The sequence below is a fragment of the Dyella sp. PARNA 12/25 genome (assembly GCF_055702865.1).
The window spans coordinates 40,019-61,466 of the sequence record NZ_JBVQCI010000011.1 but is presented as its reverse complement, the minus strand read 5'-3'; the positions used below and the strand labels follow the sequence as shown (position 1 = coordinate 61,466).

Below are 21,448 nucleotides of genomic sequence, written 5' to 3'. Positions count from 1 at the left end.
TGCGTAACGATGGGGCCTTACGGCCAAAGAGGCAAGTGCCACGATGGATACAGCAACTCCCGACCAGGCGCTTTGCCGACTGGACGACATTCCCGATGGCGGCGCGATTGCCGTCGATGCCGCCCTTCGCGACGGTGAAGAGAGCGTGATCGTGCTGCGTCGGGATAACGCGGTGCGTGCCTACCTCAATATCTGTCCGCACGCCGGTCGCCGACTCGACTGGGCACCGGGCAAGTTCCTCATCAAGGACAACCTGCTGATCTGCGCGGCCCACGGGGCTTCGTTCAATGACAGCGACGGTCTGTGCGTGGGCGGCCCGTGCCGAGGTGAGCATTTGCGCTCGGTGGGTGTGCGGGTGGCCGATGGGGAAGTCTGGCTCGACGATTAGCGATACATCAGGTTGATCACCACCAGGGTGAGCACCAGCACCATGGCCGTGAGCGGCAGGCCGACGCGCAGGAAATCCTTGCCGCGATAACCGCCCGGGCCAGCCACCATCATCAACGCCGGATGGCCCGAGCTGAGCAGGAAGGTGTTGGACGACGACACCGCCACGATCAGCGCATACGCCGACGGGTTGCCGCCGGTGGCCACGGCCACGCTGATGGCGATGGGCACCATCATCACGGTGGCGCCCACGTTCGACATCACTTGCGAGAACAGCAGCGTGAGCACGGCGAGCGACAGTTGCAGCACCCAGTGCGAGGTGTGGCCCAGATGCTGCAGCACGCCTTGCGCCAACCACGCCGCGGCGCCGGTGGCGTCCATCGACCAGCCCAACGGAATCAGGCAGGCGGTGACGAAGATGGTTTTCCAGTTGATCGCCTTATAGGCCTCGTCCATGTTCAGCACGCCGGTAAGCAGCATGCCGATGGCGCCGGTCATCATCGCCACAGACAGGTCGAGATGAGTGAACAGAGCCAGACACTTGGCCAACAGGAAGAAACCGACGGCCTGCCAGATCTTGCCGGGGCGCTGCTCTTCCTTCGGGATGTCGGTAACGACGACGAGATCCTTGTCTTCGGTCGCCAGCCCAAGGTCGCGCCAACTCGAATGCAACACCAGCGTATCGCCGGCCCGCAGACTCACCGAGCGCACGTCGTCGCGATACACCTGATCGCCACGATTCACCGCCAATACCGAAATGCCGTAGCGCTTGCGCAGGCGCAGATCACCCACCGTCTGCTTGAGGAAGCGCGAACTGGGTGGAATCACCGCCTCGGAAATGCCTGCACGCGTCGGGTTGAACAGCTCGCCCAGCTGGCGCATGCGCGGCGACAGCTTGCACAACTGATTGTTGGCGAAATGGCTCAACTGCTCGCGCGGCCCCAACACGCCAAGCACGGAACCCACCCAGATCACGTGATCGGCTGGCGGCGCCATGCGTGAGTCGTTACCGCTCTTGATAGCGAGGATGAGCGGGGCGCCATAGAGTTGCTCCACTTCGCCAATGCTCATGCCCACCAGCGGGCTTTCCGCGGTCACCGTGAGCTCTGCGGTTTCGCCCACGATGCCGTAGGTGTCCGCAAAATAGCTCTCGGTGCGGCCCGGGGTGACTTTCAGGCGCTCATCTTCGCGCTCAGGCAGCAGTTTCTTGCCGAAGAAGTAGAAGAAGCCCACGCCGGCCAACGCGAGCACCAGGCCCACCGGTGTGACGCTGAACAGGCCGAACTTCGGAATCGTATGCGCGCCCGCCGGTAGGTTGGCGTTCGCACTGGCCACGAGGTCGTTGAGCACGATCAGCGGCGAGTTGGCAATCAGCGTGGTGTTGGTCGCGGTAAGAATGCAGAACGCCATCGGCAATAGCAGCCGAGAGATCGGCACACCGGTACGGGCGGCGAGACGGCTCGTCACGGGAATCATCAGGGCCGCCAGCGCTTGGCTGGGAATCACCGCACTGAACAGACTGGTGACCAGGTTGATGACGAGGCCAAGCCGCGACTCAACGCCGCGCGCCATGCGCATCACGAAGCTGGCGGTGAGGGTGAGTACGCCGGCGCGGTCCAGGCCCGCGCCCATGATCATGATGGCGATGATCGCGATGACGGCGTTACCGGCAAAGCCGTTGAACACGCGTTCGGAGGGGATGAGACCGGTGAGGCCGATCACCACCACCACCAGCAACGCCACCATATCGGCGCGGATCCACTCCAGCACCAGCATCAGCATGGTGAAGCCCACCAGCCCGAGGACCAGGATCATTTCGGGGGTGAGCGTCAGACCCACTAGCGCACGTTCCCTTGCCGGGGGTCCTGGCGATGGATCTGGATGGGCAGTGGAAGCTTCACGCTGCGATGACTCGTCCCTGTTTGAGTCGGGAGTATAAGCGGGTCATGCGGTGGGCTGGTGAACCGTTTCCACACTGTGGAACTGTGCGAGCCTCCTACGCCATCTGCCACTCCAGGAGTGGGTTGAGGTATTGAGCCGGTGTTTGACGGAACGCGTGTTCCCCTCACCGTCGCCTTCCCCCTCACCGTCATCCCTGCGAAGGCAGGGATCCAGTGACTTTCGCCCTCGACCTAATGTCTCCGCCAGCGTGCCGCCTACGCGGCGGGCGTTTCGATCGTCTGCCGACGCTCGAGTCACTTTTCTTTTGCTGGCCCAAAAGAAAAGTAACCCAAAGAAAACGGCCTCAAAAGCGAGGTTGTCGTAGCGTCGTGTTTAATAAAAGCCTTGGCGTCCGCGAAACCCGGATCATCACGATCGCCCGACGCGCGGTACGGCTACACCGCAACGCGCCATCGCGGAGAGGGCTTAAAGCAGCACGGTGGTGTTGCTCTTAACTCCCTCTCCCCTCCGGGGAGAGGGCTGGGGTGAGGGGTGGGTGCTCGCGATGTGATGACTTAGGGCGAGCTCTTCATCAGCAGATTCGGAATTGGGAATGGGTGTACTGAGGCCATCGTGGCCCCTCATCCCATCCCTCTCCCCGAAGGCGAGAGGGAGCGCAGCACCGCAAACTCACACCTTGCGATAAAGCAAATCCCACACGCCGTGCCCGAGCTTCAACCCACGCCGCTCAAAATGCGTCTCGATGCGCCAGTCCGGCTTCTCAGCGTACTGGCCCGCACCAAGGTCATTGCGCCAATCCGGTGCTGCTTCCATCACCTCAAGCATATGCTCGGCATAAGGCTGCCAGTCGGTGGCCAGGTGCAGCAGGCCATTGGGCGCCATGCGCGAAGCAAGCATCGCAACGAATTCAGGCTGAATGATGCGACGCTTGTTGTGACGCTTCTTGTGCCACGGGTCGGGAAACCAGATCCGCGCCTCGGCAAGCGTGCCCGGCGGAATCTCATGTTCCAGCACTTCCACGGCATCGTGCTTGTAAAGCCGTACATTGCTCGCGTCACGTGCCGCGAGTGCGTTCATCAGTCGGCCGACACCGGGGCCATGCACTTCCACGCCGATGAAGTCACGCGCGAGGTCGTGTTCGCTCGCCCATGCCAGCGCTTCGCCGTTGCCGAAGCCAATTTCCAGCACCAGCGGCGCCGTGCGATCGAAGCGGGCGCTGAATGTCTGCGGTGTGCCGGTGTAGTCGATCCCGAAACGCGCCCAGTGATCGTCAAAGGCGCGCTGTTGTGCAGGCGTCATGCGGCCTTCCCGCAGCACGAAGCTGCGGATGCGACGCATGAAATGCGGATGCTCGGCGTTTTCGTGTTCGCCGTCGTTGTCGTGCTCGTCACTCATGGGGTCAACCAATGGTGCCGTCGATCGGGCTCGAGGCCGAGGCGAAGCGTTTGCGAGGGATGCGGCCGGCCTTGAATGCGGCGCGGCCGGCCTGAATAGCCAGCTTCATTGCGTGGGCCATCAACACGGGGTCTTTCGCGCCGGCAATCGCTGTGTTCATCAGCACGCCGTCACAGCCGAGTTCCATCGCGATGGCGGCATCCGATGCTGTGCCCACGCCAGCGTCGACGATGATCGGCACCTTGGCGTTTTCGATGATCTCGAGCAGGTTGTAACGGTTCTGGATGCCCAGGCCCGAGCCGATCGGCGCGGCCAGCGGCATCACGGCCACGCAGCCGATCTCTTCCAGGCGCTTGGCGAGAATGGGGTCGTCGCTGGTGTAGACCATGATGTCGAAGCCGTCGGCCACCAACGTTTCAGCGGCCTTGAGCGTTTCCACCACATCGGGGAACAGCGTGCGCTGGTCGCCGAGCACTTCGAGCTTCACCAGCTTGTGGCCGTCCAGCAGTTCGCGTGCGAGCTTGCAGGTGCGCACGGCTTCGACGGCGTTGTAGCAGCCGGCGGTGTTTGGCAGCAGGGTGAATTCGTGGGGCGGCAAGGCGTCGAGCAAGTTCGGCTGGCTGGCGTCCTGGCCGATGTTCACTCGGCGGATGGCCAGCGTGACGATCTCGGCCGCGGCGGCCTGCGTGGCGCGGCGGGTTTCGTCGAAATCCTTGTACTTGCCGGTGCCGGTGAGCAGGCGCGAGCCGTAGCTTTTGCCGGCGATGACGAGCGGGTCGGTGGAGTCGAACGTCTTGGTGTTCATGGGGATGTCTTCAGTCTGCAGGCGACGCCGCGTGGCGCCGCGTGAAAGCGGATGCCGGGGCGATCAACCGCCACCGATGGCATGGACGATCTCAACCTGGTCGCCGTCGGCCAGCGCGTGGCTGGCGTGCAGGCTGCGCGGGACAATCTCGTGGTTCACTTCCACCGCGACGCGGCGTTGGCCGTAACCGGCTTCTTCGAGCAACTGGGCGACGGTGGCGGCGGGGGCGCAGTCGCGCGGACTGCCATTGAGCGTGATGTGCATCCAGCCATTGTAGCGGCTGACGGCGTCGATGCCGGCCCCTGGATGGAAAAAGGCCCGGCAATGGCCGGGCCTTTGGGGCGGTGAGGCCTTGCGGGGCCTCAGTTGTGCTGCTCGTCCTTGCGCGGCGGTGCCCGGTGGTCGTCGTGGTTGGCCTGTTGGGGGCGCGGCTGGCTGTTCTCGGGTCGCTGCTGGGGTTGTGGTGGCTGGTAGGCGCGCTGCTCCATTTCCTGGCGTTGTTGCATGGCCTGGCGCTGCTGCGCTTCCTGTTGCTGCTGCGCCGCCTGGCGCTGCATCTCCTGTCGCTGCTGCATTTGCTGTTGCTGCATGGCCTGGCGCTGCTGGGCCGCCTGTTGCTGTTGCATGGCCTGGCGCTGCGCCTCCTCGCGCTGCTGCGTCTCCTGTCGTTGCTGCATTTGCTGTTGCTGCGCCTGCTGCTGTTGCATTTGGCGCTGCTGCACCTGCTGTTGCTGCATTGCCTGGCGTTGTTGCATTTCCTGCTGTTGCGCGGCCTGGCGCTGCATGGCGTTGTCGCGCTGGTAGCGTTCCGCATTGTCCTGGTTCACAGGCTGGCGCGGCGCCTGTTGCGGCGGTGCCTGCTCGAAGCGGGGAACGTTGGGCAGCGTACCCTGCGGCTGTGGGCCGCGGGTCCGATCCGCTTCGGCATTGGGGATGTAGCTCACGCCCGGTCGGGGCTGATTATTGCCGCGGTTCGGCTGTTGTTGGGGATCGGCATAGGGGCGGGCAAAGCGGGCCGAAGGCAGTTCGCCTGGGCGCATGGCGGCCTGTCCGTTGTCCGGCCTGCCGTAGGGCCGCGGCGTCTCGCTGGGGGCGCCGTTACGCATCGATGGTGCCTGCTGCTGCATCGCCGGCATGCCAGCCTGCCGGTCCGGGTTGGCCGCACGCATCGCGGGGCCTGGACCATTGAGCATGCGTACGTTGCCCGGTGCCTGCGCCGCGCGTGGCATGCCGGCCGGGTTGGGGTTGCGATTGGCAAACGCGGCAGCCGGGGCGGTGCGGGCGACGACTTCGCGCTGGAATCCGCCTGCGGGCAAAGCGCGGGCGGATGCAGCGCGCGGTGGGACAAAGCTGGCGCGCGACGGCTGCATGTCGATGCCACGCGGCATCACCGGTGCGGTGGCGAACCGGTGCGGATCGACCGACACCATATGGCGTTGTGCATTGCGGGCGGCGGCAAAATCCTGGCCCGACATGGCGGTGAAGGCATGCGGCACGTCGCGGTTGGCCCAGCGCTCGTTCGGCATGGGCCGTCCGGCGTGGTAGTAGTTGTACTGGTTGTTGATGTTGTTGATCACCACGTTGCGATCGTTACGCACGTAGATATTGGTGACATTGACGTTGGTGTAGTAGTTGCGGCTGGCGCGATACCACGGGTTGTAGACCTCGCGTGGGCCGAGCGGGAACCAGCCGACCGGTCCACTGCCCACATTCACCGACATGTTGAAGCCAGCGCCGCCGACGAAGGCCACGAGTGCCGGTGCATAGACCGGACGCACGGCGATCGGGCCGGGCACCCAGCCCCAGCGATCCCCCACGTGGGCCCAGCGGCCGTAGTGGTAAGGGGCGAAGCCCCACGGGGAGTCGTCCACCCAGGTCCAGCCCCAGGGGCCGACGTAGGCCCAGTGGCCATCACGATAGGGAGCCCAATCCACCGCCACATTGGCCGGATACCAGACCTGGCCGTAGTCCGGGTTGTTCTGCCAGCTGCCGTACTGGTCGAGGTCCTGGTAACCCACGACCTCGTCGGAGACGTATTGCCTTGACTCGGGACGTTCATATCGCTGATCGCGGCTGTTGCTCCACGCGTCGAAATCGTCGCCGCCGTCGATGTCGTTGATTGTCACGTTGTTGAGCGACGAGTCGGAGAATTCGTAGCTGCGTCCGGCGGCTACCTGACGCTGGGCGCCCGCTTCGCCATACACGGTGGCGCGGCCGTTGAAGTCGATGACACGCGTGGACTTGCCGTTGTCGCTGATGTCTACGCGATAGGTGCCGGGCTGATCCACTACCAGCGCCACCGTCGGTGTGTCGATCTCGTAGCTCTGGCCTTCAGCCAACCCGCGTACGGCCAGATTGAGCGTGCCCTTGGTCAGCTCCACCTGAGCCAGCTGGTCGTTGAGGGTCAGGAAGCCGAAGTCGGAATCGTCAGCGATGCGCAGGGTGCCGCCGCCAATCTCCAGCTCGGCGCGCGCCCCGTCGCCCGTCGACAGGCGATCGCCGGTGGTCATGGGACGGTTGAGGCTGGCATCACCCCAGTCTTTTTCGCCGGCAGGCAGCAGGCCCACATCGCCCGTGCGGTAGGACAGGCGCGCCACGCGTGAAGGCGGATCGCCGGCGCCATTGTCGTCAGGTGGCGCCTGGGTTTGCGCCTGCGAGAAGCCAGCGGCGCAGATCAACAGAGCCGCCACCATCCATCGCCGGACGTGCGGCAACAGGTGGAAAGCAGAAGGCACACGCATCGGATTCTCCGGAATGAAGACCTTGAACAGGCTCTAAGCGCGCTGGTCGTTGCGCGAAACGCTGTCGTCATCCGTAAAAACGCTTGGTGAGGCATCGGCGCCGACGGCACCATTATGCGGATGAGGGCGCGGGCGTCGGCAAGAACCCGCGATGGTCAAACGCGCCGATGATTCAGCCGGCCGCCATGTATGGTTTATCCGGTGTTGGGTTCCAAAACCCGGCGATCCCGGGTTACCATCGCCCGGCGTTGCGGGTGTAGCTCAATGGTAGAGCTGTAGCTTCCCAAGCTACTGACGAGGGTTCGATTCCCTTCACCCGCTCCACTCCCCGACTCCCACCGAGCTTTTTCACGTAACCCAGCATTTATGGCGGATGTGATCACCCTCGGCTGGCGAGAGCGGCTTGCTTTGCCGACTCTAGGCATTCCATTACTCAAGGCTAAGCTTGATACCGGCGCGCGCAGCAGCTCATTGCACGTGGATGCGCTGGAGCACTTCGATCGTGAAGGCGACACGTGGTTGCGCTTTGCCGTGAGTGTGGGCGGCCGTCACCGTGTTGCCGTTGTTTGCGAGGCCCCGGCGCTCGATCGGCGCGCGGTTACAGACACCGGTGGCCGCCGCACGCTGCGATGGTTTATTCGTACCGAGGTGTTGCTGGCGGGCGATCGATTCGAGGTCGACATTAATTTGACTGATCGGCGCCATATGCTGTTTCCCATGCTGTTGGGTCGCACGGCGCTGCACGGGCGGTTCGCGGTGGATCCGGCCCTTTCCTATTCACAGCCACGGCCAGTGATGCCTGGCAATCTGGGTGTTTCATGAAGATTGCAATTCTCTCGCGCAACACCCGTCTCTACTCGACACAGCGCCTGGTCGACGTGGCGCGTGAGCGCGGGCATGTGGTGCGCGTGCTCGACCCCCTGCGCTGCTATGTGCGCATTGCGCCCGGCAACATGTCGCTGCGCTACAAGGGCAAGGCGCTCAAGGGCATCGACGCGGTGATTCCGCGCATCGGCGTTACCAGCACGTTTTATGGCACGGCGGTGTTGCGGCAGCTGGAAATGATGGGTGTGTACACCCCCAATACGTCCGACGCCGTGCTGCGCGCCCGCGACAAGCTGCGCAGTCTGCAGATCCTTGCCGCCAAGGGCTTGGATATGCCCGCGACGGTGTTCGGCGACAACCCGGACGACACCGCCGACGTGCTGGCCATGCTTGGCGATCCGCCGCATGTCATCAAGCTCAATGAGGGCAGCCAGGGCACCGGCGTGGTGTTGGCGGAAAAGAAGAGCGCATCGCAAAGCGTGATCGAAGCGTTTCGCGGTCTCTACGCCAACTTCCTGGTGCAGGAGTTCATAGGCGAAGCCAAGGGCAGCGATCTCCGCTGTTTCGTAGTGGGCAAGAAGGTGGTCGCGGCTATGCAGCGCGACGCCAGTCCAGGCGAATTTCGCGCCAATCTCCACCGCGGCGGCACCGCCCAGGCGGCCACGCTCAGCGCCGAGGAGCGTCGCATTGCGGTTCAGGCTGCGGCAGCGTTGGGGCTGGGGGTGGCGGGCGTGGACATGCTGCGTTCCAAGCGCGGGCCGTTGATCCTGGAAGTCAACGCTTCGCCTGGTCTGGAGGGCATCGAGGCGGCCACCGGGGTGGATGTGGCGGCGGCCATTATTCGGTTACTCGAAACGGAATCTCGCCAGCCGGCACCGCAAGGTCGCCGTCGCTTGCAGAAGGTCGAATAGACCGATCGGCATTTTGACCTCTCTATGGCATGCGCCTAGGATCGGGCGCTCCTGCAGGGTGCTTCCCGAGGGGGGATGCAGCAGGTTGGGAGGAAAAAAGGATGAAGTACAAACACTGGCTGCCGTTGTCGGCGGCGATGTTGATGCTGTTGCAAGTGGCGACCGTATGCGCGAAGGAAGCCAAGCCTGACGTCAAGGCAGGTACCAAGGACGAATTCGCCGCTGTGGCCGATCACGTCCGCCAGCAGATGGGTCCAGGTGGAAGGTTCGACGCGGTGGACAAGAATCAGCAGTCGTTGGTCAATCGTGATCTGAGCAACATGCAGTCGCTCTACGACCGATTCGGCACTGTCGATGCCATGGACCAGGCATCCAAAGTGGAGCTCTACAACGAGCAGTCTGAGGTCAATGCGATCCTGACTCGCAATGACGGTGATCGCGAAATCTGCGAGCAGGTCAAGCCGATGGGAACCAACATTCCCAAGACCGTGTGCCGCACTCAGCGTCAAATCAACATGGATGCTGACCAGTCGAAGACCTTCCTTGAGAGCCACGAAACGAGGGCTCAGGCTGTAAAAGCGAAGGTCCAATAAATTGCAATGCGGCCGCCGTTAATTGGTTAGTGAAAACGGAATCTCGCCAGTTGGCGCGGCCGCTTGCTGAACGTGACTACACCGATTGGCACTTTGACCTCTGCATAATCTTGCGCCTAGCATCGGCCCTCCTGCAGGGTGCTTCCCAAGGGGGGATGCAGCAGGTTGGGAGGAAAAAGGATGAAGTCCAAATACTGGCTGCCGTTGTCGGCGGCGGTGTTGATGCTGTTGCAAGTGGCGACTGTATGCGCAAAGGAAGCCAAGCCTGACGTCAAGGCAGGTACCAAGGACGAGTTCGCCGCTGTGGCCGATCACGTCCGCCAGCAGATGGCGCCAGGCGGAAGGTTCGACGCGGTGGACAAGAACCAGCAGGCGACGGTCAGTCGCGATCTGAGCAACATGCAGTCGCTGTACGACCGATTCGGCACTGTCGATGCCATGGACCAGGCATCCAAAGTGGAGCTCTACAACAACCAGTCTGAGGTCAATGCGATCCTGACCCGCAATGACGGTGATCGTGAAGTCTGCCAGCAGGTCAAGCCGATGGGGACCAACATTCCCAAGACGGTGTGCCGCACTCAACGTGAGATCAACATGGACGCCGATCAATCCAAGGCGTTCCTTGAGAACCACACCATGAGAAATCAGGCAGTAGCGGCGCCGAAAGACAAGCAATGAGTGACAAGGCGGCCACCGCGGGTGATGCCGTGGCCGCCGTTATTGGGTTGCTTGCATCGACATCCCGACTGTCGGTGTCGCAAGGCCGCCGTTATTTGCAGCAGGTCGATTAAAGCGACTGGCATTTTGCCCTCGTAGCGGCTTGCACATACGATTGGGCGCTCCTGCAGGGTGCTTCCCGAGGGGGGATGCAGCAGGTTCGGAGGAAAAAGGATGAAGTACAAGCAGTGGCTGCCGTTGTCGGCGGCGATGTTGATGCTGTTGCAAGCGGCGACCGTATGCGCGAAGGAAGCCAAGCCTGACGTCAAGGCAACCACCAAGGACGAGTTCGCCGCTGTGGCCGATCACGTCCGCCAGCAGATGGCACCAGGCGGAAGGTTTGACGTGGTGGACAAGAACCAGCAGGCGACGGTGAATCGCGATTTGAGCAATATGCAGTCGCTCTACGACCGATTCGGTACTGTCGATGCGATGGACCAGGCGTCCAAGCTCGACCTTTACAACAACCAGTCAGAGGTCAATGCGATTCTGACTCGCAATGACGGTGATCGTGAAATCTGCGAGCACGTCAAGCCGATGGGCAGCAACATCCCCAAGACGGTTTGCCGTACGCAGCGCCAGATCAACGCGGATGCCGACCAGACAAAGCAGTACCTGCAGAAGATCCAGCAAGTCCCCCAGCCGAAGGGTGGTCAGTAACGAGTGCTGGGATGGTTAACGCCCATGTGAGTACTGGTTAACCACCATGTAACTGTGGCGTCCCTATAAAGGCCCCACTGCAATTTGCTTGGCACTTCCCGCAAGGTATGGTGACAGCAGATTACGGTATCGGGGCAGTAGCTTGGGCCCAGGCAAAGCGACGATAAGTCGGGCTGCCTGGGCTTTTTTCTTGCCTGCGACCCATCCCGTTCAGCTTTGTGCATGCCGGGAGCCCCTTTTCCCTGACGCAGCTTGTTAAGCTTGCTGCCACGGCCGGCCCTTATGTCGGCTGCGTATGGAGGACGCATGCGCGTACTGGTGATCGAAGACAACAGCGATATCGCGACGAACATCGGCGATTATCTGGAAGACCGCGGCCATGTGGTCGATTTTGCCGGCGATGGCGTCACCGGCCTGCACCTGGCTGTGGTGCATGATTTCGACGTGATCGTGCTCGATCTGACCCTGCCGGGCATGGATGGCCTGGATGTCGCGCGCAAGCTGCGACACGAGGCGCACAAGCAGACGCCGATCCTCATGCTGACCGCGCGCGACGCCCTGGAGCAAAAGCTCACAGGCTTTGAGTCGGGCGCCGACGACTACATGACCAAGCCCTTCGCGCTGCAGGAACTGGCGGCACGCCTGGAGGTGCTGGCGCGTCGGGGCAAGGGACCACAGAGTCGCGTGCTCAAGGTGGGTGACCTCACCTACAACCTCGACACGCTCACCGTGACCCGCGAAGGCAAGTCGATCCAGCTCAACCCCATCGGCCTGAAGCTGTTGCAGGCGCTGATGGAGGCGAGCCCGTCGGTGGTGACGCGACAGGATCTGGAGCAGCGCGTGTGGGGCGAAGAGCTGCCTGACAGCGATTCGCTGCGCGTGCACATCCACGGTCTGCGCGCCGCGATCGATAAGCCGTTCGACAAGCCGCTGATCCACACGCGGCACGGCATTGGTTATCGGATGGTCGAACCGGATGCAGTCCAGGCGTAAGCTCAGGTTTCGCCTGATCGTCTCGTTCGCGCTGTTCGGTTTCGGCCTCAGCGCGTTGTTTGCTTTTGCGGCGCTCAACATCCGCAGCAGGGTGGAAGACCAGCTGGTCAACGCCAGTCTGCTGGACGATGCGCGGTGGGCTAATCAGCAGGCACATGAGCACCCCGGCGGAGCGAGCGGTTCCCGCTTGCTCACAGGTACCGTGCTCAGTGATCGCACGCTCTATAAGGCACCGTTGACCTGGCAGAACCTGGACAGCGGTGTGCACGACATCTACGAGACCGACAAGGACGGTCAGCGCCATCACTACAAGCTGGCCGTGTTTCGTGAGAACGGCATCATCAGCTTCCTACGTTATGACGTGTCGCGCGAAGAGCTGGGCAAGCAGCAGCTGCTGATCAGCGTGATCGGCGCCGTGTTCCTGTTTGGTTTGTTGTCGCTGGTGCTGGGCGTGTGGCTCTCGCGCAAGGTGCTCAAGCCTGTGAGCGACCTCGCGCGTCGTTTGCGCGACTTCCGCAAGAACGGTAAAGCTGAGCCACTGGCACCGCATTTTGCTGATGACGAGGTGGGCGAGCTGGCCTTGGCGCTGGACGAGTATTCGCAGCGACTCACCGCGATGGTGGAGCGCGACCGCGAATTCAACTCCGACGTCAGCCATGAGTTGCGCACGCCGCTCGCGGTGATCGCCAGCACCACCGAGTTGCTGCAGGGCTCGCCTGACCTCACCGACAAGTTGCGCGAGCGCTTGAAGCGTATCGAGCGTGCTTCACGTCAGGCGACGGAGCTGATCGAAGCGCTGCTGCTGCTTTCCCGCGCGGAACGTCGCGGCCCTACGCGTGGCGAAACCACGGAAGTGGCCAAGGTGGCGTCCGATGTGATCGAGAGCCAGCGTCCGCAGATGCGTGACAAGCCGTTGGGCATTGAACTGGTGGTCAAGCAGCCGCTCAGCGTGAATGCACCGGCTTCCGTGTTGTCGGTGGCGCTGACCAACCTTATCGGCAATGCCATCAAGTACACGCTCGAAGGCACGGTGACGGTCGAGGTGGGCGACAAGCGCATCGAAATCATCGATACCGGCCCGGGCATCAAGCCCGAGGATGCCGAACGCCTGTTCCAGCGTGGCGTGCGCGGCGAGGGCGCTGGCGGTAGCGGCGCCGGCCTGGGCCTGGCTATCGTGCGCCGGCTTTGCGAACTCTACGGCTGGGAGGTGTCGATGCGTCCGCGCACCGATACCAATGGCGCCATTGCCAGCATCGTATTCGCCTGAGTGAAGCGGTGACTCCAGATAGCGGAGCCGAAGCCCCGCTATCCGTCTGGTCAGGTGTTCAGAGCGGCTCCAGCCAACCCCACTGGTCGTTGGTCTTGCCGTTGAACAGGCCAAAGAACAGTTCCTGCAGGCGACGGGTAACGCGACCGGCCTTGCCGCTGCCGACCTTCTTGCCGTCGACCGAGCGGATCGGCGTGATTTCCGCCGCCGTGCCGCACATCAGCAGCTCATCGCACAGGTAGAGGTATTCGCGCGGAATGTCGCGCTCCACCACCTCGATGCCGTCTTCGTGCGCCAGCGTCTTGAGCGTGTCGCGCGTGATGCCGGTGAGGATCGAGGCACTGGCTGGCGTCGTATGCAGCACGCCATCGAACACCAGGAACAGGTTCTCGCCGGCACCCTCGCTGAGCAGGCCGCTGGACGCCATCGCGATGCCCTCGCCAAAGCCCAGGCGGCGCGCTTCACGGGCGATCAGCTGACCGGAAAGGTAGTTGCCGCCAGCCTTGGCACCAGCCGGGATGGTGTTGGGCGCAAAACGCTGCCAGCTCGACACGCAAGCTTCAATGCCGTTTTCAAGCGCCTCGGGGCCAAGGTACGGACCCATCGGCCATGCCGCCACCGCGACGTCGATCGGGGTTTCAGCGGAAAGGCCGAAACCGCCGAGGCCACGATAAGCGACCGGCCGCAGGTAGGCGGCGGTGAGACCATTCCGGCGCACTACTTCGCGACATGCTGCCGCGAGCTCGTCTTGCGTGTAGGGCACGGCCATGTCGTAGATCTTGGCCGACTGGTACAGGCGCTTCAGGTGGTCCGTCAGGCGGAAGATGGCGGCGCCATCCGGGGTGGCGTAGCTGCGAATACCCTCGAAGACCGACGAACCGTAGTGCAGCGCATGCGCCATCACGTGGGTCGTTGCTTCCTGCCAGGGTTTGATGGCTCCGTTCTGCCAGATCCAGTCGGGGTACTGCTGCGCCATGGTGATTCTCCGGGGACAAAATCGCGCCATGATAACCCGGCGCGAGCTGGACCGGCTTCACCGGCCGCCCAGAAGGGGCGAGTTGCTTCTCAAGACGCAGGGGCCCAGCTTCAGTTGCGCAGCCAGAGGCAGCCGGATCGGCGCACCACGTTGAAGTGCGTTTCGTGGGCGGAGCCGCTGCCGTCATCGGCAACGGTGCGCACCACGATGCGTGGGTTGGCGGGCGTGCGCGGCGTTGGCGCCGGCATATCGCCAGGATAGGAAGCGGGGGAGGAAGCAGCAGAGGGCGGATCGTCCGCGTCCTCTCCTACCTCCAGCAAAGTCTGCTTCATCAGGGCGCTCATAGAGCGGATGTCGGCTACGACCGCGTCGCGCCCGTAGCCGCCCCACAGCATCAGGCCGGCCAGTCGATTGGGGTTACGGCTGGCGAACGCGTCCAGCACGCTTTGGCGGAGTTCCGCCACGCTAGCGGCGCACAGTATCGGTGGTGGCTCTGCCGTGGCTGGAGTCTGCGCGGCCGGAGTCGATTCGCTTGGCGCGCTCACCGGCGTGGCCTGCAAGGCCGCGCAAGGCTGGTCGGTAAACAGCGGATTCCCATCAGGCCCGATGCAACGATGAATGCCGCCCTGAGCCACGGCGCTGGCGGACAAGAGGAACAGCATCAGTAGCAGGGCGCATCGTGGCAGCATGGGGCGAGCATACGCTCGCCCTCGATAGTTAACCGTGCAGTCGGTCGAGTATCGCCTGAGTCGCTTTGGCCCGGTTCAACGTATAGAAGTGCAGGCCCGGGGCGCCACCGTCCAGCAGTCGGCGACAAAGCTGTGCCACCACGTCGGCGCCCAGCTCGCGGATGGCGGCAGCGTCGTCGCCATGCGCCTGCATGCGCTTGACGATCCAACGCGGAATTTCGGCGCCGCAGGCGTCGGAGAAGCGTTTCAGCTGGGAGAAGTTGGAGATCGGCATGATGCCCGGCACGATCGGTACCTGCACGCCCATGCGCTGCGCATCCTCCACGAAACGGAAGTAGGCATCGGCATTGAAGAAGTACTGGGTGATGGCGCCGTTGGCGCCAGCGTCCACTTTGGCTTTGAAGTGCCTCAGGTCAGCCAGGGCGTCGTCGGCTTGCGGATGAGTTTCCGGGTAGGCCGCGACTTCAATATGGAAGTGGTCGCCCGAGTGCTCGCGGATAAAGCGAACCAGTTCGGCCGCGTAGCGGAAATCGCCGGGTGTGGCCATGCCCGAGGGCAGATCGCCACGCAGCGCCACGATGCGCCGATAACCGGCAGCTCGGTAGGCGTCCAGCAATTGAGCCAGCTCGGCCCGGGTGCCGCCGACACACGAGAGGTGCGGCGCCACATTGAGCCCGTGTTGGCTATGCAGGCGATGCACCGTTTCGCCGGTGTAACTGAGCGTAGAGCCGCCCGCGCCAAATGTGACCGACACGTATTCCGGTGACAGCGATTTGAGCTGCCTGGCGGCGTTGTCGAGCTGCGCGCGCTGCTCGTCGGTCTTGGGCGGGAAGAACTCAAAGCTGATGGACGGCATCTCAACGGTCCCTGAGTTGACTATTTCGAGAGTATATATCTCTTTTTCGCGATATAGAGATATTTGTTACTCAATCGCCATCCGCCCATAGCCTCCAGTCTTGACCTGCGACAAACCGCGCTCGGTGGTCGTTGATCTAGATCAATCGTGTTTTACGGGGTGCCCACCAAACTTTTGGCGTTTAGTCATGCCTAGGAGTGGGCCTCATGGTAGGCGTCGAGGGGAATTACAGCGATAAGGTCGTAAGGCAATTCGCCGTTATGACCGTGGTTTGGGGTGTGGTCGGCATGCTGGTCGGCGTTTATATCGCCGCCCTGCTGTACTGGCCGGACCTCAGTTTCAACGTGCCGTGGCTCAGCTACGGCCGTCTCCGTCCGCTGCATACCAATGCGGTGATCTTCGCATTCGGCGGTTCGGCACTTTTCGCCACCAGCCTTTACGTCGTGCAGCGCACCTGCCACGCGAGGCTGATTTCCGACAAGCTGGCCTCGTTCGTGTTCTGGGGATGGCAGCTGGTCATCGTCGCCGCGGCTATCAGCCTGCCGCTGGGGTACACCCAGGGCAAGGAGTACGCCGAGCTCGAGTGGCCGATCGACATCCTGATCACCATCGTGTGGGTCGCCTACGCGGTGCTGTACTTCGGCACCATCGCCAAGCGCAAGGTGAAGCATATCTACGTCGCCAACTGGTTCTTCGGCGCGTACATCATCACCATCGCGTTGCTGCACATCGTCAACAACCTTGCCATTCCGGCCGGCGCGTTCAAGTCGTACTCGGTCTACTCGGGTGCGGTGGATGCCATGGTGCAGTGGTGGTACGGCCACAACGCCGTGGGCTTCTTCCTGACCACCGCCTTCCTCGGCATGATGTATTACTTCGTGCCCAAGCAGGCCGGTCGCCCGATCTATTCGTATCGCCTGTCGATCGTGCACTTCTGGGCGCTGATCGCGGTGTACATGTGGGCCGGCCCGCATCACCTGCAATACACGGCGCTGCCTGACTGGGCGCAGTCGCTGGGCATGGTGTTCTCGCTGGTGCTGCTGGCGCCGTCGTGGGGTGGTGCGATCAACGGCATCCTCACGCTGTCCGGCGTCTGGTACAAGCTGCGCACCGACCCGATCCTGAAGTTCCTCATCGTCTCGCTCTCGTTCTACATGATGAGCACGTTCGAGGGACCGATGATGTCCATCAAGACGGTCAACTCGCTCAGTCACTACACCGACTGGACTATCGCACACGTGCATTCCGGCGCTATCGGCTGGGTGGCAATGATCTCCATCGGCTCCATCTACGCGATGCTGCCGCGTCTGCTGGGCTTGCCGAAGATGTATTCGATCAAGCTGATCGATACGCACTTCTGGCTGCACACCATCGGCCTGGTGGTCTACATCGCGTCCATGTGGATCGCGGGCATGATGCAGGGGCTTATGTGGCGCGCCACCGATCCGGAAAACGGCACGCTGGTCTACTCGTTCGTCGAATCGCTCGTCGCCACCAAGCCTTACTACCTGTTCCGCGTCGTCGGCGGCGTGATCGTGCTGAGCGGCATGCTGGTCATGGGCTGGAACGTGTTCAAGACCTTCCGCCTGGCGGCTGCCAGCACGGCACCCCAACCCGTGCTGCCGCCCGATGCAGCCGATGCGCGTGCCTGAGGGAACAGACATGAGCCAAACACACGCAAAAATCGAAAAGAACATTGGCCTGATGGGCATCCTGGTCGCGGTTGCCGTGTCCTTCGGTGGTCTGGCGGAAATCGTGCCGCTGATGTTCCAGGCCGAAACCATCAAGCCGCTACCGGGCATCAAGCCTTATCCCGCTCTGGAGCTGGCCGGGCGCGACGTCTATATCCGCGAGGGTTGCTACAACTGCCACTCGCAGATGGTGCGCACGCTGCGTTTCGAGACGGAACGCTATGGCCACTACTCGCTGGCTGGCGAATCGGTTTACGACCACCCGTTCCAATGGGGCAGCAAGCGCACCGGGCCTGACCTGGCCCGCGTGGGCCTGCGTGGTTACTCCGACGACTGGCATCGCGCGCATCTGCATAACCCGCGCGATGTGGTGCCTGAATCCAATATGCCGGCCTATTCGTGGCTGGAAAACAACAAGCTGGATGGCGCCGAAGTCGCTCAGCACATGCGCGCCCTCAAACGCATCGGTGACCCGTACACCGATGCCGAGATCGCCGAGGCGCCAAAGGTTGTTGAAGGCAAGACCGAGCTTGATGCCGTAGTGGCCTATTTGCAGAGCCTCGGTACGCACGTGTCACAGACCGACATGCAAGTGGCAGAGGGAGTCGAGTGACATGGTGCCAGGCGTAATTACCGCAGTACTGCTGCTGTTGTTTGTCGGGGGGTGCATCTGGCTTTGGCGGCCGAGCAACAAGCCCGCGCTGGATGCGGCTGCACAGATGCCCCTGGATGACGAAAAGGAGGGAACCGCATGACTTCGGGATGGACGTGGTACGTCGTCGCCATAACGGCGCTGAACCTGCTTGGTTGCCTGTGGCTGTTACGAGGCAATATCAAGCGCGGTCCCAACGATCCCAAGCCTGATGAAACCGGGCATGTGTGGGACGGTGACCTGACCGAGTACAACAAGGCGCTGCCGAAGTGGTGGATCAATCTGTTCTACATCACCCTCGTCTTCGCGGTGGGCTATCTGGTGTGGTACGGCGTGGGCACTCTGAAGGGCTACGGCCACTGGAGTTCGAAATCCGAGTGGGCAGTGGAGACGGCAGCGGAAGAGGCGCGTCTCGACGATACGCTCAAGCTCTACGCCGGCAAGCCGATCGACCAGCTCGCCAAGGATCCAGGTGCGGTGTCGATTGGTCGCGCGATCTTCATCAACAATTGCGCCGCGTGTCACGGCTCGACCGGTCACGGTGCGATTGGGTTCCCCGATCTGACCGACGACATCTGGCATTGGGGCGGCACGCCGAATCGCGTGCTGGAAACCATCCAGGAAGGCCGTCATGCGGTGATGCCGGCGTGGGCAACGACGTTGACCGCGCAGGGTGGCCCTACCGCAGTGGATGACACGATTGCCTACGTGCTCTCGCTGTCCATACCTGATCAGCCGAAGGATGCAGCGGAGCGTGGTGAAAAGTTGTTCGCCGGCATCTGCTCCGCATGTCACGGTCCGCAGGGCAAGGGTAACCAAGTGATGGGTGCGCCGGATCTCACGGACAGCTACTGGCTGTACGGAAGCAGCAAGGCATCGCTGCACAAGACGCTGACCGAAGGTCGCCAGGGCGTCATGCCGGCATGGAAGCCGGTATTGGGCGATACCCGTACACGACTGGTGGGTGCCTATGTGTGGACCTTGTCTCCGCACAAGGACGCGCCGCCCGCTGGCGCGGTGGTAGCCGAGTAGTGGGCCCGCAATCTGCAAAACCTCCAGAAGAACTAGAGCCGGCGCATGCATCATTGCAGCGCGCCGGCGCCATTCTCTGGCCCAGTTTCTTCGTCGCTGGCGTCATCACGACGGTGTTCTTCGCCATTGTCGACCCCGAAGCCTTACGGGACATCACGTTTCCCTCTCTGCAGGTGAGCCGTGTGCAGGGGTACTCCCTGGGCTTCTTTCTATTTTGGCTGGCGACATCCTCCTCCAGCCTGTTCACGTGGATCCTGCTGCGCACGTCTCAGCAGGTCAGGCGCGGATTCTCTTCTGGTAACAAATCATGAGTCGGCGCATCCCCCTGCAAGTGGTCGATGACGGCAGCAGCTCTTACTACGTCAGTGAACGCAAGGTTTATCCCCGGGACGTGGCCGGTCCCTTGAACCGGCTTCGTGTCGCCGCCGTCATCTGGCTGCTGGGGATGTTCTATCTGTTTCCATGGATGAGTTGGCAGGGGCGTCAGGCGGTGTTGCTTGATCTGCCGGCGCGTAAGTTCCACGTGTTCGGGTGGATGTTTCTTCCTCAGGATTTCCTGTTTCTCTCCACCCTTCTGATCATTGCCGCGCTTGCGCTGTTCTTCTTTACCGCGTTGGCCGGGCGCCTGTTTTGCGGGTATGCCTGTCCGCAGACCGTGTGGACCGAAGTGTCGTTGTGGATCGAGCGCTTGTGCGAGGGTGACCGCAGCAAGCGCATGAAGCTTGATGCCGGTCCCTGGAACCGCGAGAAGATCCTGCGCAAAGGGTCCCGGCACCTGCTGTGGGCACTGTTCTCGCTGTGGACGGGCTTCACCTTCGTGGGCTTCTTCAGTCCGATCGCCGATCTCGCCCGGCGCACGCCGTTTGAATGGGGTGGTTGGGAAACATTCTGGATTCTGTTCTATGGCTTTGCCACCTGGGGCAATGCAGGGTTCCTGCGCCAGCAGGTCTGCAAGTACATGTGCCCCTATGCGCGCTTCCAGAGTGCAATGTTCGACCGCAACACGCTGATCATCGCCTACGACCCCATGCGCGGCGAACCGCGTGGCTCACGCAAGCGCGGCCTGCAGAGCGTGTTGTCGCGTGCGCGCGGTCTGCTCGACAAGGTGACGGCGTACGATTACGTGTTCCGTGCCAGCCAACATCCGTCGGCGGCTGACGATCGCGCTCAGGCTGCAGGCACCATTGCCCTGGCCGACATGGGCGCGTCGGCGGAGCCTTTGCCAAAATTTGCCTTGGAAGAACTGGGTGACTGCATCGACTGCACGATCTGCGTGCAGGTGTGCCCTACCGGCATCGACATTCGCAACGGTCTCCAATACGAATGCATCGCCTGTGGCGCCTGCATCGATGCGTGCAACGATGTGATGGGCAAGCTGGGTTATCCCAACGGGTTGATTCGCTACACCACGCAGAACCAGATCGACAACAAGCCGGTGCATGTGCTGCGGCCGCGCGTCATCGTGTATGCCTGTCTGTTGACGGCCATGATGGGCGGTTGGTTCTATGGCGTCACCCATCGCAGTCCGCTGATCGCCGAGGTGTTGCGTGACCGCAATGCCATGTACAGCCAGGGGCCTCATGGGCGCATCGAGAACAGCTACACGGTGAAGCTGGTCAACAAGGAACAGCAAGCGCGTCATTTCGTGATTGATGTGCGCGCCAAAGACATCCAGGGTGCAGTGCTTCGCGACGGACCCAAGACCGTCGAGGCTCAGGGCGGTGAAGTGGTCTCGGTGCCGGTGACCGTCAGCGCGTCGCCGGATGTCACTGGCCGTCACGATGTGCAGTTTCAGGTGCACGGTGTCGACAACGATGCCGAAACCACCATCAACAGTAGTTTCTTTGGACCTACGCCATGAATCAGACACGCAGTACCTGGCGTGAGCCGATGGTATGGATGCTGGTGGGGCTTCCCCTTGCGTCAGTTGTGATCGGTTTCGCGCTGTTGTTCGCCGCCGTTCATCCCGGAAAGGAAGATGCGGAGACCGTCCGCAACACCACGAAGGTCGGCAGAATGCTGGTGTCCGCCGATGCCGCGCCCTCCGCCGAAGTGGAAACGCGGGGCCTGGTGCTGCGCACCAAGGGCGACATGATCGAGGCCGTCCCCATGGATGGCGAGTTTCCACGTGGCGGCAAGCTGATCCTCAAGCTGATCGCATCGGATGCTGTCGGTGGTGAGCACACCTATCAGCTTTCGCCCAGTGAACTCGGCTGGCGTGGTGTGGGGTCGTTGGATGGCGACCGCGAATGGACGGTGCAGCTCGCACCGGATAACGCCACCTGGTTGCTACATGGACATTGGTCAGCACAGGCACGCTCCATTCGACTGATGCCCTGATCGTGGACTGCTCAAT

23 protein-coding genes and 1 tRNA gene are annotated in these 21,448 nt (G+C 62.5%); 16 read left to right on the top strand and 8 right to left on the bottom strand.

The genetic code is table 11. From position 1 onward, the window contains the following. Positions 1–43 precede the first annotated feature (43 nt). Positions 44–388, top strand: a complete 345-nt coding sequence (locus AC0GUR_RS18145) for a Rieske (2Fe-2S) protein (protein WP_472878907.1) — start codon at positions 44–46, stop codon at positions 386–388. Here AC0GUR_RS18145 and AC0GUR_RS18140 read toward each other — a convergent pair. From AC0GUR_RS18140 to AC0GUR_RS18120, 5 genes are all read right to left on the bottom strand, one after another. Further along, positions 385–2,202 (bottom strand): SLC13 family permease, encoded by a 1,818-nt coding sequence (locus tag AC0GUR_RS18140; RefSeq protein ID WP_472878973.1) that lies wholly within the window; start codon positions 2,200–2,202, stop codon positions 385–387. The genes AC0GUR_RS18145 and AC0GUR_RS18140 overlap by 4 nt on opposite strands. A 756-nt stretch (positions 2,203–2,958) precedes the next feature. Next, on the bottom strand, positions 2,959–3,684 hold the full coding sequence (gene trmB / locus AC0GUR_RS18135) for a tRNA (guanosine(46)-N7)-methyltransferase TrmB (protein ID WP_472878906.1): 726 nt from the start codon (positions 3,682–3,684) through the stop codon (positions 2,959–2,961). 4 nt (positions 3,685–3,688) lie between these two features. Continuing rightward, on the bottom strand, positions 3,689–4,489 hold the full coding sequence (locus tag AC0GUR_RS18130; protein WP_472878905.1) for a thiazole synthase: 801 nt from the start codon (positions 4,487–4,489) through the stop codon (positions 3,689–3,691). Between the two features lie 63 nt (positions 4,490–4,552). Further along, a complete protein-coding gene (gene thiS / locus AC0GUR_RS18125) occupies positions 4,553–4,753 on the bottom strand; it encodes a sulfur carrier protein ThiS (RefSeq protein WP_472878904.1) in 201 nt (66 codons plus the stop codon). 98 nt (positions 4,754–4,851) lie between these two features. Next, positions 4,852–7,230: a DUF6600 domain-containing protein gene (locus AC0GUR_RS18120; RefSeq protein WP_472878903.1), complete on the bottom strand. Its 2,379-nt coding sequence runs from the start codon at positions 7,228–7,230 to the stop codon at positions 4,852–4,854. Between the two features lie 250 nt (positions 7,231–7,480). On the opposite strand from AC0GUR_RS18120, the gene AC0GUR_RS18115 reads away from it, so the two are divergent. The 8 genes from AC0GUR_RS18115 to AC0GUR_RS18080 all read left to right on the top strand — a co-directional run bounded on the left by AC0GUR_RS18115 (position 7,481) and on the right by AC0GUR_RS18080 (position 13,196). Next, positions 7,481–7,554 (top strand) — tRNA-Gly (locus AC0GUR_RS18115). A 42-nt stretch (positions 7,555–7,596) separates the two neighbouring features. After that, positions 7,597–8,052, top strand: a complete 456-nt coding sequence (locus AC0GUR_RS18110) for an ATP-dependent zinc protease family protein (protein ID WP_472878902.1) — start codon at positions 7,597–7,599, stop codon at positions 8,050–8,052. Then, complete coding sequence (rimK, locus tag AC0GUR_RS18105) at positions 8,049–8,966, top strand: 30S ribosomal protein S6--L-glutamate ligase (protein WP_472878901.1); 918 nt, start codon at positions 8,049–8,051, stop codon at positions 8,964–8,966. The genes AC0GUR_RS18110 and rimK overlap by 4 nt, the downstream gene beginning before the upstream one ends. Positions 8,967–9,067: 101 nt before the next feature. Beyond that, positions 9,068–9,559 carry a hypothetical protein gene (locus AC0GUR_RS18100; RefSeq protein ID WP_472878900.1) on the top strand — a complete coding sequence of 164 codons (492 nt, stop codon included), beginning with the start codon at positions 9,068–9,070 and terminating at the stop codon, positions 9,557–9,559. A gap of 180 nt (positions 9,560–9,739) precedes the next feature. Further along, complete coding sequence (locus AC0GUR_RS18095) at positions 9,740–10,237, top strand: hypothetical protein (protein ID WP_472878899.1); 498 nt, start codon at positions 9,740–9,742, stop codon at positions 10,235–10,237. Between the two features lie 213 nt (positions 10,238–10,450). Beyond that, positions 10,451–10,936 carry a hypothetical protein gene (locus tag AC0GUR_RS18090; protein WP_472878898.1) on the top strand — a complete coding sequence of 162 codons (486 nt, stop codon included), beginning with the start codon at positions 10,451–10,453 and terminating at the stop codon, positions 10,934–10,936. 306 nt (positions 10,937–11,242) lie between these two features. Continuing rightward, entirely contained in the window at positions 11,243–11,929 is a 687-nt protein-coding gene (locus AC0GUR_RS18085; protein ID WP_046972192.1) for a response regulator transcription factor, read from the top strand. Next, the gene (locus tag AC0GUR_RS18080; RefSeq protein ID WP_472878897.1) at positions 11,913–13,196 is read left to right on the top strand and encodes a sensor histidine kinase; all 1,284 of its coding nucleotides are present in this window, start codon (positions 11,913–11,915) and stop codon (positions 13,194–13,196) included. Before AC0GUR_RS18085 ends, AC0GUR_RS18080 begins: the two co-directional genes overlap by 17 nt. Positions 13,197–13,254: 58 nt before the next feature. Here AC0GUR_RS18080 and AC0GUR_RS18075 read toward each other — a convergent pair whose 3' ends face one another. From AC0GUR_RS18075 to metF, 3 genes are all read right to left on the bottom strand, one after another. Then, complete coding sequence (locus AC0GUR_RS18075; protein ID WP_472878896.1) at positions 13,255–14,172, bottom strand: branched-chain amino acid transaminase; 918 nt, start codon at positions 14,170–14,172, stop codon at positions 13,255–13,257. A gap of 110 nt (positions 14,173–14,282) precedes the next feature. Further along, positions 14,283–14,861: a DUF4124 domain-containing protein gene (locus AC0GUR_RS18070; protein ID WP_472878895.1), complete on the bottom strand. Its 579-nt coding sequence runs from the start codon at positions 14,859–14,861 to the stop codon at positions 14,283–14,285. Between the two features lie 28 nt (positions 14,862–14,889). Further along, the gene (gene metF / locus AC0GUR_RS18065; protein WP_472878894.1) at positions 14,890–15,717 is read right to left on the bottom strand and encodes a methylenetetrahydrofolate reductase [NAD(P)H]; all 828 of its coding nucleotides are present in this window, start codon (positions 15,715–15,717) and stop codon (positions 14,890–14,892) included. 206 nt (positions 15,718–15,923) lie between these two features. Between metF and ccoN the strand changes: the two genes are divergently transcribed. The 7 genes from ccoN to AC0GUR_RS18030 are packed head-to-tail and all read left to right on the top strand — an operon-like array spanning position 15,924 to position 21,432. Further along, positions 15,924–17,369, top strand: a complete 1,446-nt coding sequence (gene ccoN / locus AC0GUR_RS18060; RefSeq protein WP_472878893.1) for a cytochrome-c oxidase, cbb3-type subunit I — start codon at positions 15,924–15,926, stop codon at positions 17,367–17,369. A gap of 10 nt (positions 17,370–17,379) precedes the next feature. Next, a complete protein-coding gene (ccoO, locus tag AC0GUR_RS18055; RefSeq protein ID WP_472878892.1) occupies positions 17,380–18,021 on the top strand; it encodes a cytochrome-c oxidase, cbb3-type subunit II in 642 nt (213 codons plus the stop codon). Position 18,022: 1 nt separating this feature from the next. Next, positions 18,023–18,163, top strand: coding sequence for a cbb3-type cytochrome oxidase subunit 3 (locus AC0GUR_RS18050; RefSeq protein ID WP_472878891.1), 141 nt, complete (start codon positions 18,023–18,025; stop codon positions 18,161–18,163). Further along, the gene (gene ccoP, locus AC0GUR_RS18045) at positions 18,160–19,092 is read left to right on the top strand and encodes a cytochrome-c oxidase, cbb3-type subunit III (protein WP_472878890.1); all 933 of its coding nucleotides are present in this window, start codon (positions 18,160–18,162) and stop codon (positions 19,090–19,092) included. The genes AC0GUR_RS18050 and ccoP overlap by 4 nt, the downstream gene beginning before the upstream one ends. After that, a complete protein-coding gene (locus AC0GUR_RS18040) occupies positions 19,092–19,403 on the top strand; it encodes a hypothetical protein (RefSeq protein WP_472878889.1) in 312 nt (103 codons plus the stop codon). Before ccoP ends, AC0GUR_RS18040 begins: the two co-directional genes overlap by 1 nt. Continuing rightward, on the top strand, positions 19,400–20,953 hold the full coding sequence (locus tag AC0GUR_RS18035) for a 4Fe-4S dicluster domain-containing protein (RefSeq protein ID WP_472878888.1): 1,554 nt from the start codon (positions 19,400–19,402) through the stop codon (positions 20,951–20,953). Before AC0GUR_RS18040 ends, AC0GUR_RS18035 begins: the two co-directional genes overlap by 4 nt. After that, the gene (locus tag AC0GUR_RS18030) at positions 20,950–21,432 is read left to right on the top strand and encodes a hypothetical protein (protein WP_472878887.1); all 483 of its coding nucleotides are present in this window, start codon (positions 20,950–20,952) and stop codon (positions 21,430–21,432) included. Before AC0GUR_RS18035 ends, AC0GUR_RS18030 begins: the two co-directional genes overlap by 4 nt. Positions 21,433–21,448 lie beyond the last annotated feature (16 nt).